Origin of the sequence: Mesorhizobium loti, assembly GCA_014189435.1 — a bacterium.
GTDB classification, from domain to species: Bacteria; Pseudomonadota; Alphaproteobacteria; order Rhizobiales; family Rhizobiaceae; genus Mesorhizobium; species Mesorhizobium loti_G.
Map to the genome: position 1 here is coordinate 396,996 of CP050294.1, position 16,070 is coordinate 413,065.

General features: G+C 62.4%; 9 protein-coding genes and 5 pseudogenes. 12 read left to right on the forward strand and 2 right to left on the reverse strand.

The annotated features are described in order from the left end of the window. Positions 1 to 37: 37 nt before the first annotated feature. Both HB777_36730 and HB777_36735 read right to left on the reverse strand, forming a co-directional pair. Positions 38 to 301 (reverse strand): annotated as a pseudogene (locus tag HB777_36730) (hypothetical protein). Beyond that, positions 298 to 462 (reverse strand): annotated as a pseudogene (locus HB777_36735) (IS630 family transposase). The pseudogenes HB777_36730 and HB777_36735 overlap by 4 nt, the downstream one beginning before the upstream one ends. A 341-nt stretch (positions 463 to 803) precedes the next feature. On the opposite strand from HB777_36735, the gene HB777_36740 reads away from it, so the two are divergent. The 12 genes and pseudogenes from HB777_36740 to HB777_36795 all read left to right on the forward strand — a co-directional run bounded on the left by HB777_36740 (position 804) and on the right by HB777_36795 (position 16,041). Continuing rightward, the gene (locus HB777_36740; protein QND69321.1) at positions 804 to 1,502 is read left to right on the forward strand and encodes an IS6 family transposase; all 699 of its coding nucleotides are present in this window, start codon (positions 804 to 806) and stop codon (positions 1,500 to 1,502) included. A gap of 53 nt (positions 1,503 to 1,555) precedes the next feature. Next, positions 1,556 to 1,941, forward strand: a pseudogene (locus HB777_36745) (methionine synthase). 276 nt (positions 1,942 to 2,217) lie between these two features. Continuing rightward, positions 2,218 to 4,332, forward strand: coding sequence for a multicopper oxidase domain-containing protein (locus HB777_36750; protein ID QND69278.1), 2,115 nt, complete (start codon positions 2,218 to 2,220; stop codon positions 4,330 to 4,332). Beyond that, positions 4,319 to 6,319 (forward strand): tyrosinase family protein, encoded by a 2,001-nt coding sequence (locus HB777_36755; protein QND69279.1) that lies wholly within the window; start codon positions 4,319 to 4,321, stop codon positions 6,317 to 6,319. Before HB777_36750 ends, HB777_36755 begins: the two co-directional genes overlap by 14 nt. Positions 6,320 to 6,359: 40 nt before the next feature. Then, on the forward strand, positions 6,360 to 9,005 hold the full coding sequence (locus HB777_36760) for a hypothetical protein (GenBank protein ID QND69280.1): 2,646 nt from the start codon (positions 6,360 to 6,362) through the stop codon (positions 9,003 to 9,005). Then, a complete protein-coding gene (locus HB777_36765) occupies positions 9,002 to 9,427 on the forward strand; it encodes a hypothetical protein (GenBank protein ID QND69281.1) in 426 nt (141 codons plus the stop codon). The genes HB777_36760 and HB777_36765 overlap by 4 nt, the downstream gene beginning before the upstream one ends. Next, positions 9,408 to 10,517 carry an NAD(P)-binding protein gene (locus tag HB777_36770; protein QND69282.1) on the forward strand — a complete coding sequence of 370 codons (1,110 nt, stop codon included), beginning with the start codon at positions 9,408 to 9,410 and terminating at the stop codon, positions 10,515 to 10,517. Before HB777_36765 ends, HB777_36770 begins: the two co-directional genes overlap by 20 nt. 890 nt (positions 10,518 to 11,407) lie before the next feature. Continuing rightward, positions 11,408 to 12,790: a radical SAM protein gene (locus HB777_36775; protein ID QND69283.1), complete on the forward strand. Its 1,383-nt coding sequence runs from the start codon at positions 11,408 to 11,410 to the stop codon at positions 12,788 to 12,790. A gap of 384 nt (positions 12,791 to 13,174) precedes the next feature. Continuing rightward, positions 13,175 to 13,591: pseudogene (locus tag HB777_36780) on the forward strand (transposase family protein). A 58-nt stretch (positions 13,592 to 13,649) separates the two neighbouring features. Beyond that, positions 13,650 to 14,087, forward strand: coding sequence for a transposase (locus tag HB777_36785; protein QND69284.1), 438 nt, complete (start codon positions 13,650 to 13,652; stop codon positions 14,085 to 14,087). Then, entirely contained in the window at positions 14,084 to 14,434 is a 351-nt protein-coding gene (gene tnpB, locus HB777_36790; GenBank protein QND69285.1) for an IS66 family insertion sequence element accessory protein TnpB, read from the forward strand. The genes HB777_36785 and tnpB overlap by 4 nt, the downstream gene beginning before the upstream one ends. Positions 14,435 to 14,505: 71 nt before the next feature. Further along, positions 14,506 to 16,041: pseudogene (locus tag HB777_36795) on the forward strand (IS66 family transposase). The last annotated feature ends 29 nt before the right edge of the window (positions 16,042 to 16,070 follow it).

The following is a 16,070-nucleotide window of genomic DNA, read 5'->3' on the forward strand; positions in this document are numbered from 1 at the left end:
ACCTCAATTTCCTTACCCCTCAATCAATGTGACACCACCTGCGCACCCTCTCGTGAATGCGCTCGGCAAAGGCTTCGGCGAAGCGGTCGGCCAGCGCCTTGACCATGATCGACGAATAATCGTCATTGGCCCTCTCGAAACGTTCGGCGATCGCCACCTCCTCGATGCCGGCGGTGACGATGAAGCCGCCGATGTAATCTGGCTTGCCGCTATCCACTGGCGCGACGAAATCAGACAGTGCGACATTGGCCTTGCCGTCGCGCCTGGTCAGTTGCTGGCGCAAGGTGAAAAATGTCGCTAGTGCCTTGATTCCAACACTTGGTGCCCACGTCTGACGGCTGCGATGATGTTGTCAGGGTCTGCTTTCCAAAGGAACGGCTTTGGCTCTTCGTTGTGCTCTTTGAGAAATCGGTTGATGGCTGCCTGAAGATCAAGATCGTGTCCCAGGGAGTTCTCTAATCGGCTTTGTCAACGGGCTCCTTTCTCCTCGTTGATGCAGCGCGTGCCGGGCTCAGGGTTCTCTCCGGGGTCGATCGCAAGGATCGCCGCATGTTTGCGTTGGAACGGGTGGGTCGAAGTGGTGTTCGCGGTTCCGTTGGACCGCATGCGTGGGAGCGACCTCATCCGTGCAGCGTCCCGGCAAGGACGCATCTCGGGAATTGGAGTTGTTAGGGAATCGAAAGCTCCTCCTCAGGCTGCAGCAGCAGAGTGGCGGAACGGCTCGTTCGTCTTCCACATGGCGTGGAGGATAACGGCGGGTGGTGTCACATTGATTGAGGGGTAAGGAAATTGAGGTAGTGACCGTGAGTGCACCGACCTACAAGAACCACCGCTATCCGATCGAAATCGTGGCCCGTGCTGTTTGGCTCTACTTCCGCTTCAATCTGAGCCTGCGCGATGTCGAGGAAATGCTGCTCGAACGCGGGATCGTCGTTTCCTACGAGACCATCCGCCGATGGTGCCGAAAGCACGGCCCTGATTATGCGCGCCGCATACGCCGCAAGTCGCCGACGAAAGACGATGTCTGGCACCTGGATGAAGTCGTGGTGCGCATCAACGGTCAGAAATGCTGGTTGTGGAGAGCGGTTGATCAGGACGGATATGTGCTCGACGAGATTGTCCAGACGCGTCGCAACACCAAGGCCGCCCGGCGCCTGCTGACGCGACTTCTGAAGAAGCAGGGTCTGCCGCCAAAGCGTATGATCACCGACAAACTGCGCTCCTACGGGGCGGCCCAACGCCAGGTCATGCCGAACGTGGAACACCGCTCGCATAAAGGCTTGAACAACCGGGCGGAGAATTCTCACCTGCCGTTCCGAAAACGGGAACGAACGCGACAGGGTTTCCGGTCGGTCGGCTCATTGCAGCATTTCGTGTCGATCTTCTCCGCCGTTCGAAATCTCTTCGTCCCATCCCAGACCAACCGCTCCGCCGCACAAATTCGAACCCATCGACGCCAAGCCATGGCCGCGTGGGAAGCCGTGAGTGCACGGCCTGCCTGAAAAGCGCGGTATCGGCCTCACGCGCCCACATTGCAAACAACGTGACAACGCCGGTGCGCAAGGAGTTCTGGGGCTACGTGCCAGAGGAATCGTTGGCGTCCGACGAGCTGATCGGCGAACCCTATCGCGGCATCCGCCCGGCGCCCGGCTATCCGGCGCAGCCCGACCATACCGAAAAGGCCACACTGTTCCGGCTGCTCGACGGCGAGCGCAGTGCCGGAGTAAGCCTGACCGAAAGCTGCGCGTGTGGCCGGGTTCCTCGGTGTCCGGCATCTATCTCGCGCATCCCGAAAGCTATTATTTCGGCGTCGCCAAGGTCGAACGCGACCAGGTCGAGGATTATGCGCGCCGCAAGGCGATGCCGTTGGCCGAGGTCGAGCGCTGGCTTGGCCCCATCCTCAACTACGTGAAGGCACACTATGCCGAAGCGGCTGAATAGCGGCGGCAAGCGCTGTCGTCTCTTCGCTTTAACAGTGTCGTTTTCGTGTGGACGGGGCTCAGGTGCTGGTGTTTTGCGCACCAACGCCCATTAAAGATAGAATGAGTTCGAAACGAAGTGATAGTGATCTGTATAAGTAAGTTCTAAAATTCGTTCGTTCAGTTTTGGTAGAAGTAAAGTTTGGCGTTTTCGGCTTTTCAAGCTAGACAGATCTCCGGATCTGGCGCACTATCTTTTCGGAATACAATCTCGAGCTAATATGTAGGGAGGGGACCCATGTCGCGTCCTGGATTGATGGTGCGTGCGCGAATTCTCGCGGGTGTTTTCCTCAGCAGCCTGGGACCGATCGCGGTGCTGCCCGCGGCGGCCGAGATCCTCAATCCACCGGTGCTGCAGGACGAACGGGCGCCGATTGCCAAGCCTGCCCTGACGGAGCTCGCACCGGCTCCGCCACTGCCCGGCAACACGCTGCCGGTGCGCGGCGACCGCCTGCTCAATCTCAAGCTCGACTACATCGACAACCAGATCTACAACCCGTCCACGGGCGGCTACGACAAGGTCCATCTGCGCGGCTACACCGGCAAGGGCGTCGATCCCAGCGCTCCTTATGTCTCGCCGACGATCGAGGCAATTCCAGGCGACACGGTACGCGTCACCCTCGACAATCAGTTGCCGGCAGGACCGCAGCCCGGCGACCCCGGCTGCATGCCCGACGGCCAGATGCCCGACATCCCCCACTGCTTCAACGGCACCAATCTCCACACCCACGGGCTGTGGGTAAGCCCATCGGGAAACAGCGACAATGTGCTGTTGTCGATCAACCCGCAGACGCGGTTCACCTATGAATGCAACATCCCGTCGGACCATCCTTCCGGCACGTTCTGGTATCACACCCATCGCCACGGCTCGACCGCGCTGCAGGTGTCGAGCGGCATGGCCGGGGCGCTGATCATCCGCGGCAACCGCTTGCCGACCCCGACCGCGCATGGCGACATCGATACGCTGATCCCGACCTCGGCGATCCCCGAGCGGCTGCTGGTGATGCAGCAGATCCAGTATGCCTGCCGCGCGCCCGCGGCGAAGCCCGGCGATCTCGGCCCGATCAAGCAGGACATCAACGGCCACTATTTCTGCGATCCGGGCGATGTCGGCGGCATCGAGGGCTATGACCAGTTCGGGCCGGGCACCTGGCCGGCATCGGGGCGCTATACCTCGCTCAATGGCAAGGTGTTCAATCCCAACGACCCCTTGAAGGCGACGCAGGGCCAGATCGAGCGCTGGCGCATGGTCCATGCAGGCGTGCGCGACACGATCAGCCTGCAGTTCTTCAAGGTGAATGACGGCAAGTTGAAGCCGGGGGTGAAAACGCTGCTGAATGCCATCACCACCGCGGCGTTCATAAAGGATACGTGCAGCACCACGCCGGTGCCCTATACGCTGATCGCTGCCGACGGGCTGACGATGGCGGCATCGCAACCGACCAAGCTTGCAACCTTCCAGCCTGGCTATCGCTTTGACGCGCTGGTCGTCTTTCCAGAAGCCGGGCGCTACTGCGTGATCGACTCCTCGGCGCCCAAATCCGGTGTGGTCAACGCGCTCGACGTCGGACCGCAACTGCTCGCCTTGGTCGACGTCGCGGCGGGAACGCCGGTCGACAACGTGGAAACCTACGTCAATCGCAAGCTGCTTGCGCTCGCCGAGGCCAACATGCCCGCGGACGTCAAAGCGACTGTCGTGGCCGATCTCAAGGCCGGAACGAAATTCACCAGCTTCACGCCGCATCCCGACATCACCGACGACGAAGTGAAGGGCAACGGCACGCAGGAACTGACCTTCTTCATCGACACGACCGGACCGGACACCAAGTTCGAAGTCGGCAACACGCTCAACACGGCCGACGCGAAGCCCTACGAGGCGACCCGCATCGACCGCTCGCTGCCGCTGGGCAAGGCGCAGGAATGGACGTTGCAGTCGCACTTCGTCAGCCATCCGTTCCACATCCACGTCAATCCGTTCCAGATCGTCTCGATCATCGATCCCAACGGCAAGGACGTCAGCGCGCCGGGCGCGATAGACGACGCCGGCGGTGCGCCCTACGATCCGCAATATGCCGGGCTAAAGGGCGTGTGGAAGGATACGCTGTGGATCAAGAGCCTGATCCCGCAAAACCTGCCCACGGGTTTTTCAGGCATCTACACGATCACGCTGCGCACCCGCTACGAGCGCTATATCGGCGAGTACGTGCTGCACTGCCACATCCTCGACCATGAGGATCAGGGCATGATGCAGAACGTTGCCGTGGTGCTGCCTGACCAGGTGGGCGACGACGCGCAGAGCGACGCCATGCAGATGGATGGGATGCAGATGGGTGGCCACGATGCCCACAAGTAAGGCGCAGGCGCCGGAACCCGATGCGCCGTTTAGATGGAGCGACGTCGAGGCGATCCTAACCGCTGCGGGCGGCAACGATGGACCAGGCAGCCTGACCGGGTTGACGCTGCCGGATTTCCTGACGCTGCAACTGCAGGGCATGCCGCTGATCGCGCCGCTGACCACAACGTGCTGCGGCACGAGCGACGCCAAGGGGCGCGGCGCGCGCTCGGTGCTGGTCCGCGGCTTGCGCGGACTGCCGCCCTTCGACGGCAGGCAGTTCCCCCGCCTGCCCTGGGGCGGCAAGCCGGTCGCCGACGACGACATCGACCGGATCGAGACCTGGATCGAGGAAGGCTGCCCCGGCGAGCTGATCGAGACGGTCGCGCTTGCCGGCGAAGTCAGCGTGACGACCGAGGCCCGCGTCGAGGTGAAGGGGCTTCCCGGCCCCATCTTCGGCCCGGCATCCGATCCCGCGGCATGGCGCTACGCCAAGGGCGAATTGCGCCAGCGCATGGATGTCGATGTGCTCGACGACGCGCAGAAAGAGCGGCTGCGCCATGCATTTCGCGAGCTCTACAAGCTCAACAAATGGGTCGGCGACAAGCGCAGCTACAACAATCTGGCGCTGATCCACCAGAACCATTGCCAGCATGGCTGGGAGCGCTTCCTGCCGTGGCATCGCGTGTATCTCTATGAATTCGAGCAGGCCTTGCAGGATTTCTGCCCCGACGTGACCATGCCGTGGTGGGATTTCCCGGCCGAGCGTTACAAGCCGGACGATCCGGCCAACGGCGCAATCCTTCCTGATGCCTTCAAAGGCTTCCTCACCCAGGACTCGGTGCGCTTCCTGCGCGACAAGGGTTTTCCGGCCAAGATCGACACGCTGGTCGGCCAGTTCTGGGCCAATCCGACGCAAATCTACGACGCGGTCAGCAAGGCATGCGGCAAGGAGTATGTGGCCGGCGAAAACCGCAAGCGGCTGATCGACGCGGTGCTTGAGGCCAATTCGCTGTGGTACCCGCTGCGCTACTCCAGCCAGTTCGGCAAAGGCACGATCAACACCGTCATCCATTACCATTACCCGGCACAGGAGGACATCGACGAGATCCTCAGCCTGCGCACCTTCCGCGACTTCGGCGGCGGCAGCCTCTATGTCGACAGCTTCGGCTTCCTCGACCAGAACCCGCACAACACGATGCACATCTGGACCGGGGGCATGAACCCTGCGTTCAAGACCAGCGCTCCCCCCGACCGCAACAGCGCGGTGCGCGTTGCCGGGCGCAAATTCCACCAGCGCGACGATCTCTACTCCGAGCCGCAGTTCGGCGACATGTTCTCGAACCTGACCGCGTCCTACGACCCGATCTTCTGGCCGGTGCACGCCAATATCGACCGGCTCTGGTGGCGCTGGCAGCAGCACCATCCCGGCGGGCTGCCAGCCGATCTCGATTCCGCACTGACGCCGTGGAGCTACGCGGTGCGCGATACGCTCGACATGAACCGTTTCGGCTATGAGTATGTCCGTGGCGGATGCCTGATGCCGGTGGGGCTGACCAATCCGGTCGGACGCTTCGTCTCGGCGCCGATTGCGGTGCCTGAGGCGACCAAGAGCTTCCGCTCGGTCGAAGTGCGGCTGCACCGCGTGCCTCAGCTGCTGCGCTCCTGCTTCATTCGCGTGTTTCTCAACACGCAGGATGCCGACGCCTCGACGCCGCTCAACGTGCCGGGCTATGCCGGCTACGCCGCCGTGTTCGGTCATGGCGAATGTTATGGCGGGCCTGGGCATTGCGAGAGTCCGCAAGCGGAGAACCGCAAATTCGATCTGCGCGAGCGCAGCATGAACACGCCGCGCAACCACCGCATCGATGTGACGCGCGCGGCACGCCGGCTGATCGCGGCCGGCGCCACCAGCCTCACGGTGAGCCTGGTCGTGATCGGCGCCTCCTATAAGGAAGACCGCGAGCTGCTGCGGCTTGATGGGGTTTCGCTCAACTTTCTCGACTGACCAGAAGACGCGGCCGGCGCAGGCGCTGAGGGGAAATCAAATGGCCGACCCAACAGTCTATCGCATCCACCCCGCCGTCGGCATCGCCCGGCTCGGCGACAGCCCCGAAGGTTTCTGCATCTCGCCGGAAAAGCCGGCGCAGTTGCCGATCGAATGCGACGCCAACGGCAATGCCGCGAAAGGCGACGCGCCGATCAAAAACTTCAAGGACAGCGAGGGCCGCATCAAGCGCCAGGCCGCGCGTTTCCAGATCTTCGTCTATGACGCGGCCAATCCACAGGGTAGCCCGCTGAAGATCGGCGACCATGTCGAAGGTGGCGGCAATCGCGGCAAGCTGGTCGACATCCAGTGGCGCGTTCAACTCGCCAACAAGAAGGCGGCATGGTTCACGTTCGACGGGCTGCGTGGCGAGGCAGGCTATGCCGCAGACGCGCCGTTGCGCAACGCCGGCATCACCGATCCGGTCGAAAGGCAGAAGCTGATCATCGACGCCGGCCCGCAAGCCGTCGACTGCAGCGCGCGGCGCAAGGCGAGCTTCGGGAGAGACACCAACCCGGCCTATGCCGTCACCTTCCCGCCGACGGGGATGGCGCCGAACGACATCGACACGCTGGGCGACATTATGACCGACGATGACGGGCGGCTGCTCGTGCTCGGCGGGCACGGCAACAGCGGCTCGTTCCTCTCAGGTTTCGGCCATCCGCGCATCGAGACCTACGCCAACAGCGACGGCTGGTTCGATGACATCTCGGACGGGCCGGTGATGGCGCGGCTGGTGATGATGGAGGAGCGCGTCCAGAAGCTGCGCTACATCGATGTCGAATACCCCGCCTGGGTGCTGGTCGGCTATCCCCGCTACGCGCCGGAAGTCCTCGACATGATCACGCTGGAAGACGTGGTCGAAGACATGTCGATCCGCGAATTCGCCTATCGCACCGACATGTATGGCACGGCAGGAACATTCAACGCGCCGCAGAAGATCGACCCGACCGATACGGCGGCCCTGCTGCACTGGAAGGCCGGACCGGTGGAGTGGAACCCGGCCTATCGGCCGTGGTTCTGGCGCGATATCTGGCCGATCATTTTCCGTGCCGACGAATTCTCCTATTTCGCCAACATCCTCCAGCAATCGAACTTTCCGCACAACCAGTCGAGCCGGGGCACGTTCGATCCCTATCGCCTGTGCATCCCGCCGCGGATCGCGCCCCGTGCGCTGGCGCAAAAGGAAGGCCGCGCGAAGGACGATCATGTCGGCGGGGGGCTGCTCGAGGCAGCGGTGGAACCGAGCCTGATGCTGCTCGATGCAACGCAGGCGCCGGGCGCGGCTGACGATGCCGTGGTTGGCGATGCCGCCGCCACGCTCAAGGCGGCAGCGGCGGCTTTCACCGCTGCGGTCTGCCCGCCTGGCGACGGCGAGGCGCCGCGCAGCTATGCCGCGCGCTGGCAAAAGCTGTTCGCCGACAATGACACGGCGGCCGAGCCCGCCTATGCCGAGGCGCGCAGCGCTTTCGACGCGGTGGTCGCGAGCGTGATCGAGCGCATCGCCGCGGCCGCCGCGCCACCGCGCAAGCGGATGCTGACGCTTGCCCGGTCCTCGTCGCGGCAGGAGCCGGGTGAACCGGATCGCACCGCCGATCCGGACGAGCCGATTGAAGCTGCGTTGCGCCGGCTGGCGTTCGAATATCGCTCCGGCCAGTTGCTTGACCGTGCGCTCACCGCGGCCGCGAAGGACGCAACGACCGATCCCGGCCGTACCGCGCGGCAGTATCTGTTCGATCTGCTGCGCAAGCCGGGCGAGGAGAACCTGTTCCGGCTCGATGCCAATCCGGCGACCCGAACCTATCACCTGCCGCTGATGCCGTTGCTTGCGGGCGACAATCCGATCACCAACAAGACGGTGAGCAAGTTCCTTCGGCTGACCGACACGCAACTGTTCCTGCTGCGGCAATGGGCGGCGGGCATCTTCATTGACGAGGTGGATGCAGGCTTCGCCCCAGCGATCGATCCGTGGCAGCCCTATAAGGACTGGAACGTGCCGGGCGGACGCGGTCTCGATCAGGGTGTGCTGTCGAACGGGCTCGGCGGCGCCTTCTGCCCGGGCGGTGAAGTGACGTGGATCATCCGCAACCCGGCGATCTGGCGCGAGCCCTATCGGATCAAGGCCGACCCGGAATGGTACGGCTTTGCGCTGACCGCGGCGCAGGAGAACGCCAATCGATGGGGAGCGGGCGTCAGCGAGGAAGGCTATATCGCCTATGCCTCCGACCCGCTGTCGCAAGGCAGCGACCTCAATGTCGGATTGCAGCCCGGCGACCTGACCAAGCTCAGCGGGCTGCCATGGCAGGCCGATTTCAATGAATGCTCCACCCAGACGATCGACGTCACCTACGAAGAATGGAACGTCCTTTATCCCGACAGTGTCGGCAACACGCTGATGGAGCGCGAGCGGCGCGTGTGGGAGACCTTGTGGTGGCCGGCGCATCGGCCGATGCAGGCCTACTATCCCGTCGGCACGGACTTCCAGTTCCGCAACTGGGCGCGCGGCATTCCGCAGACGCTTGCCGGCGACCTCAAGATGGTGACCGAATGGTCGAAGCTCGGCTTCATCGTCCGTAATCCGGCAGGCGGGCTCGATCAGCCCTCGCCCGGGGTCAAGTACATCTGCGTCGAAGATTCGGGAGAATGAGCGTGACCAATCCGTTTGTCGGCAACTGGACCTATCGCAGCTTCAACAACGACCCTGACCTCGGCAAGGCGGCCAACGACCTCTTGTTCGGCAAAGGCACGCTGGCCATTGCGGAGCAGTCCGAGACCGAGCTTTCGGGAACGATCGGCGGGCGGGGATGGTCGCTCGATCTGCGCGGCAGCTTCGGCTACGGCTCGCCGATGCAGGTCCGCTTCCAGGGCAAGGGCGTGGTCGGCGGCGAGCCGTGGATCATCTACGACTATATCGGCTGGCTAGTACCCGTTTGTCCTGATAGCACCGACCCGCTGGAAGTACCCGCGATCGTCGGCTCTGTGGTGCGCACCATCCCACATTCGGGTGACGGCGGCAGCACCAATCCGGCAGGGGTGATGGCGTCCTTCTATGCCGTCCGAGCAGGCTGATTTCGTCGTCATTGGCGGCGGCCCGGCGGGTGCCGCGGCAGCGCTGATGTTACGCCACCACGCTCCGGGACGGCGCGTGGTGTTGTTCGAGGCGGGGCGGCACGATCGGCCGAAACCGGGCGAGATGTTGGCGGCGGTGGCGCAGGGGCTGCTGCGCCAGCTCGGCGTCTGGACACCGTTCGTTGCCGCGGCTTTCGTGGACAACCGGGCAGTCGTTTCGGCCTGGGCTGGCGAGGCGTTCGACGAGCGGCACAGCATATTCTCCGCCCAGGGCGGGGGCTGGCAACTGGACCGGGCACGGTTCGATCAGCTCTTGATACAGGCTGCAGCGGCAGCAGGCGCGCAGGTGCGGCTTGGCAGCGAGGTGCGTTCGGCGGTGCGTGAAGGCCAGGGCTGGCGGCTCAACCTGGCCGATGGGGATATCGTCGCCAGCGCCGTGATCTGGGCGACCGGCCGGAGCTGGAGGCTGGCCCGATCCTTCGGCGCGAAACTCCGGGCGCACGGTCACCTCGCGGCGTATACCCGCTTCTTCGACCGCGCGCCGGGCAATTGTCGAGTGGTCATCGAGGCGCGCCCCGAGGGCTGGTGGTACAGCGCCGACTTGCCTGACAGACGCCGGGTGGTGGCGTGCCTGACCGATCCTGACCTCGGCAGCGAACTGCGGGACCCGAAATCCTGGTACCGCGCACTGGCGGCAACACAGCTAATCGCACCGCTCCTGCCTCCTGGCGCGCGTGAAACTGCAACGCTGGTGAAATCGGCGGGAACGGCCACAGTCGATCCAGCCGCGGGTGAGCGCTGGGTGGCAGCGGGCGATAGCCTGTTCGCCGCCGATCCGCTCTCGTCGCGCGGGATCGTGCATGCGCTGCGCTCAGGTATCCTCGCCGCCTATGCGGCCTCGGACATGGTCGACGGACGTGACGAACTCGCGCGCACGCGCTACGCGATGATCGCCTCGCAGGGCTTTGCCGACTACGCCTCCGCGCTCGCTAATCACTATGCCGCCGCCGCACGGTGGGACACAGCTTTCTGGCAGCGGCGTCGGCATCAACCCGAAGAGCGCGCGGCGTATCAAGAGCGCGGCGCATGAATTCACCACGCCCGTCGAAGGCCCTGGCTTTCTTGGGTACACGACGGGCATAATGGAAATGCTCGCCGCGCAATCAGGCCTCGGTCACTGCGCTGTCCTTTGCAACAGCCACGCTCTGCCCTCATGAGCGCGCTTTTCAATGTACGTCATAACCGCCCAGGTCGACACGATCACCGGTGGTGCCGGTAACGACCAGTCGCCGCAAACCGCTACATCAACATGGACGACCTGCGCGAGCACAAGAAGCTCGCTCTACGCAAGCCGCATGACCAGCACTATGGCCGCCCCCTTTTGCAGAACTTGACGCACACAACCTCTGATTTCTCCCAAAAGGAATCCCCAAACCTTAAATCGTCACTACGCCCTAAAATTCCGACGAGACAAAACTGTCGGTTATCGGACAAATCTTCCTTGACCGAACGCTCCGACTAGATCCGATCATGTGCACTTTGCACCAAGCTGACTCCGACCTCGAAAAACACCAGCAAAAATAGGCATGTATCGATTCGCCGGATCCACCAGTTGAGATCGGCGGCTACGTCCTCATGGCACGCCAGTTGCAGGTCATCTCACGCAAGCCCTTGGGAAGGTTTGCGATCAACCAAAGGAGATTGACCTATGTCGTACGAACAAAAATCAGGATATCTGCATCAACCAGACGTCCTAGTGAGTTTGGCTGCGCAGCTTCGTGCCGAGGCTTCGCGAGCCGAGGCTCGGGCGCTGCGGTTGAGAGACGGGCTTGAAGTACCCACCTGTGCTCCCGGCTGCTGGAACGCTCTGTCTACCTGCATTCAGGTCCAGCCTCTTTAAGCGGTGCAACTGGCCGGCGTTGTTGTCGGCCAGCTACCTTTCTTGCTTGCCTACAAGCGCAGCTGTGCTCCGAAATCCGAGTGACCAGGGATCATATCGAATTGCTACCCCAGCTCAAAAAAGCGGTACGACTTAAGCCAATGCATGGCTATGCCTTGGTTCATGCTCGCCATCCATCACAGATTCGTATGGTCGATCCCTCTCACGCGTTCTTTCTGTCGCTGTGCGACAGAACACTCCTCACCTCCGAAATCGCCTATATCTATGGGCAGACATTTGGGCTTACGGATGTTGAAGCAAAGTCACAAGTAGATCAGCTGCTTAGGCTTTATCGGCAGTTTCTCACGTTCGAGGCTAAACCAAATCCAACCGAGCGATTTAGTCCGCAGAAATTCCTCTACCCGGCCGATACACCCGCCATAGAACGCGCCACCTTTGGAAAGTGGCCCGTTCCTGCGGGAATCAGTTTCACTCTCACTTTCAACTGCAATTTCAGCTGTTCGTATTGCTACCAGGATCGCCACCAGAGGAGCGACAGACGCTGGAACCTGAACAAGTGCCTTGAACTGCTGGGCGAGGCGGCGGATTGGGGAGTCGTATTTGTCGGCTTAACAGGTGGTGAGCCAACGCTTTTCGACGGCTGGCTTCAGGTAGTGGAGCGCACCCTCACGCTGGGTATGATTCCGGCCATGACCAGCAACGGCACGGTGATAGGGACTTGTCCGGACATTGCCCTTCGGTTAGCAGCTGCGGGCATGGAAGAGATGACGATCAGCCTCGACGTGCCTTCACCCCAGTTACACGACCAAGTTACGCGGTCACGCGGGCACTTCCCAAAGGTGATCGACGCGATCCGGTTTTTGCGGGCGGCGGGGATTCGGGTGGTGGTCAAGAGTGTGCTGACACCGACGACCCAACACGCAGTGGAAGAGACTATAGATCTGCTAGTGGATTTGGGTGTCGCGGAAGTCGGCATCTCCTACATGGAGAGTGGAGCCATTAAGTCCCCTGCCAATCGCGCTCGCAAGATCTCCTCCAAGGAACTGGCCCGCGTAAGAAATCGGATTGAGCGAAAGCGAGAGCAGTATGCACAAATCTGTGCTGTGCATTCGCCAAAGGATTCCATCGGAAAGTGGAACGACAGCGAGTGGTATCCCTGCGGCGGCATCAATATGGGGATGTCAATATTTCCGAGCGGTGACGTCGCAGTTTGTGACAAGATGCATGGGGTGAGGGCCTTTACCTACGGCAACGTGTTCAGCGCGGGACTCAAAGCAATCTGGGACAGTGAAGCGTTTGCTGTCCTTCGTGCGCGCACCGCGAACCCGAAGGTCGTTGATCCGGACTGCGCCCGCTGCAGCAAGTTGCACCTCTGTCGGACATCCTGCTTTGTTGATTCATTCAACGTCACGGGAAGCTACTTCTGCAAGGCCCCGTCTTGCGGTGGTCCCTTCTTCAACTAGCTAGTTTTCGTCCACAAACGCTTCTTTTTGCGAGCATTTGCAATGGTTTGTTGGCCGTTGGTGTGCGTTGAGCGGTATGGACAGGATCGAGGGCTGGCGATCGAGCAGAAAGGCGTTGTGGGCGGGCGTTGGTGCGCGGATATGAAATCGAACGCATTTCGATCTTTAATGTAGTTGGTTATGCCTGCGTGACTTGACGCCGGATAGACTCCGGGCGTGCCCATGCCAGCATGCGGTTGAGAACGATGTGCGACGCGGCAATCAACATGAGAGCGCAGCGTCAATCAGGGGGTCTTCCGCATATTTGGTGCAGGTGCCGGGATTCACGGGCGGTGCGAATGAGTCCATAGAGTCGGAATCGCAGTCGTCGCCGGTGATTCGCCCGTGCTCCATGCCTTCCGCTCGCTGGTCTCGCCCGAGCTTTCGATTGTCCAAATTCTCCCAGAGGCCGACAAGGTGGTGCTTGTGGCCCGGCCGAAGGCGACAGAATCGTGCTGTCCCTCCTGCGGCTGCCGAACCGGCCGCGTCCACAGCCACTACATGCGCCGGGTGGCTGATCTGCCGTGGCAGGGACGGGTTGTCGAAATCCGGCTTCACGCCAGGCGGTTCCGTTGCGCCGATCCGCAATGCCGTCAGCGGATCTTTACGGAACGATTGCCGGAAACGGTGCAGCCAAGAGCGAGACGCACCGCCCGCCTCGGCGAGAGCCATCTGGCGATCGGCTTCGCGGTCGGCGGCGAATCCGGCTCCCGCCTGTCGCGCAAACTCGCCATGCCGGTAAGCGGCGACACGCTGTTGCGGAGTAAGCGATGCGCCAAGGCACCTTGCAAGAGGCCGATGAACATGGAGTTTTCGAGCCATGACATTGGAACATGCAAGGGGCGATATGGTCGCCGAGTTAAGCGGCGCCGCGGCGACCGAAGAGCTTACAACGGTGCGCGGGCGCGTGCGGCAACGAAGGCTGTGGAGTTGCACTGAGAAGCGCGCGTTGGTCGATCTGGCGAGCGCGGCGGGGTCGTCGGTGACCGAGGTCGCGGAGGCGTTCGGCGTAGCTCCGTCACAGCTCTATGCCTGGCGCAAGCAGATGGCCGGCGGCGAGCTCGAGGCCGATCAGGCGATGGCAACTTTCGCGCGGATCGAAGTGAACGATCTGCCCGAGGTCGAGCGTCCCGTCGCCGATTGCCCGGACCCGGCCGGCAGGATCGTCGTGGCCTTTCCGAACGGCGCGCGATTGCGGATCGAGGGGACCGTCGATCCGACGGCGCTACGTATCGTCCTGGCGGAGTTGACCAGTTGATCACAGTGGTGCCGACCGACCGGATTTACTTGTGCTGCGGTGAGACCGATATGCGCCGCGGGATCAACAGCCTGGCGCGGATGGTGCAGCAGGTGCTCGCGCTCGACCCGCATACCGGCGCGATCTTCTGCTTCCGTGGACGCAAGGGTCATATCATCAAGGTTTTGGCGCATGACGACCAGGGGTTCTGCCTTTTTACAAAACGGCTTTCCGATGGTTGTTTCGCCTGGCCGACCACCAAGGATCAGGTGACCGTGTCGCTCACTAAGGCACAGCTTTCGCTACTTTTGGACGGGATCGATTGGCGCCGGCCGAACAAGATTTATCGACCACGTCTGGCCGGCTAAATTCGGCCGTTCTCATTGATTTTGTGTCGATTTTGCTTCCGTAGACGAGGTCTTTCGGGTATGTAATTTGGGTGTCGGAACAAGCTCCCTCCATCGCTGATTTCCTCGCCCGGATCGCCACTCTGGAGGCGGCGGTTTGTGCCCGTGACATCGCCATTGCCGAACGGGATGAGCAGCTGCGAAGAGAGCGCGCCGAGGCCGCGCTTCGCATCCAGCGCCTGCAGCTGCGGATCGATCGCTTCAACCGCAAGGCCTTCGGCCGCTCCTCCGAGAAGCTCGGCCAGATGCAGCTCGAACTCGAAGATCTCGAGACCGATTTCGCCGCCAGCGTGCCCGATCTCGAACTGCCTATCGTCGCGGACAGCGACAAGGTGCGGGTGTTGCCGGTGCGTAAGCTCAACCCGAACCTGCCGCGCAAGCGGGTCGTTCGCGAGCCCTCTTGCGCATGTTGCCCGGGCTGCGGCGGCGATCTTCGCGCCATGGGCGAAGATGGCGACGAGATGCTCGATCTGGTGGCTCAGGCCTGGCAGGTGATCGAGACCATTAGACCCAAGTACAGCTGCCGGACCTGCGATAAAATCATCCAGGCGCCCGCACCAGCCAAGGCCATTGCACGCGGTAAGCTCAGCTATGCTGCGCTCGCCCATATCATGATGGCCAAGTGGGGTTATCATCTGCCCTTCTACCGTCAGGTACAGATGATGGCCGCCAAGGGCGTCGATATCGAGCGTTCCACGCTTGCGCGCAGCGCCGGCTACGCCGCCGCTTTGCTCGATCCCATCTACAACCGCATCCGTGAGATCGGCCGTACCCGCAGCAAGATTCACACCGACGACACGCGGCTTCCGATCCTGGCGCCCGGCACCGGCAAGACACACAAGGGCGCGCTCTGGGTTTATGTCGCCGACGACCGCAACTCGGGTTCGAAGGAGCCGCCGATCGCCTGGTATCGCGCCACCATGGGCCGCGCCGGCGAGAGCGTGATGAGCGAACTCGCCGGATTTGCCGGCACGCTCCAAGCCGACGGATTCAGCGGCTATAACCAGCTCTACAAGGGCGGCGCCATTCGAGAAGCAGCCTGCCTGGCCCATCTGCGTCGCAAGATATTCGACGTTCACGACAGCCAGCCGACCGAGCTCAGCACGACGGCGATGGCCGGTATCCAGGCGGTCTACCGGATCGAGGAAGAGATACGGGGACTCCCGCCCGCCGAGAGATTGGCCGCACGACGAAGTCGGACCCGACCACTGGTCCGGGCGCTGCGACGACAGCTCACGCGCCAGGGCAACGGTTTGTCGCGCCATGCGGATATTGCGAAGGCCTTCGCCTATGGCACCAGACGATGGCGCGCGTTCAATCGCTTCCTCTACGATGGCCAGCTCGAGCCCGACAACCTGATCGCGGAGCGGGCCATTCGTGGATTTACAGTCGGCCGACGCAACTGGCTTTTCTCGGGCAACTTCGCCGCGGCGGAGCGGTCAGCGGTCATGCTCAGCATCATCGAGACCTGCAAGCTCTGCGGCGTCGATGCCGAAGCCTACATGGCCGATGTCACCGAGCGCATCCAGAACGACTGGCCAGCCTCGCGATGGGATGAGCTGATGCCGTGTTGGGGTGGACGGCTCCCAACGGCATC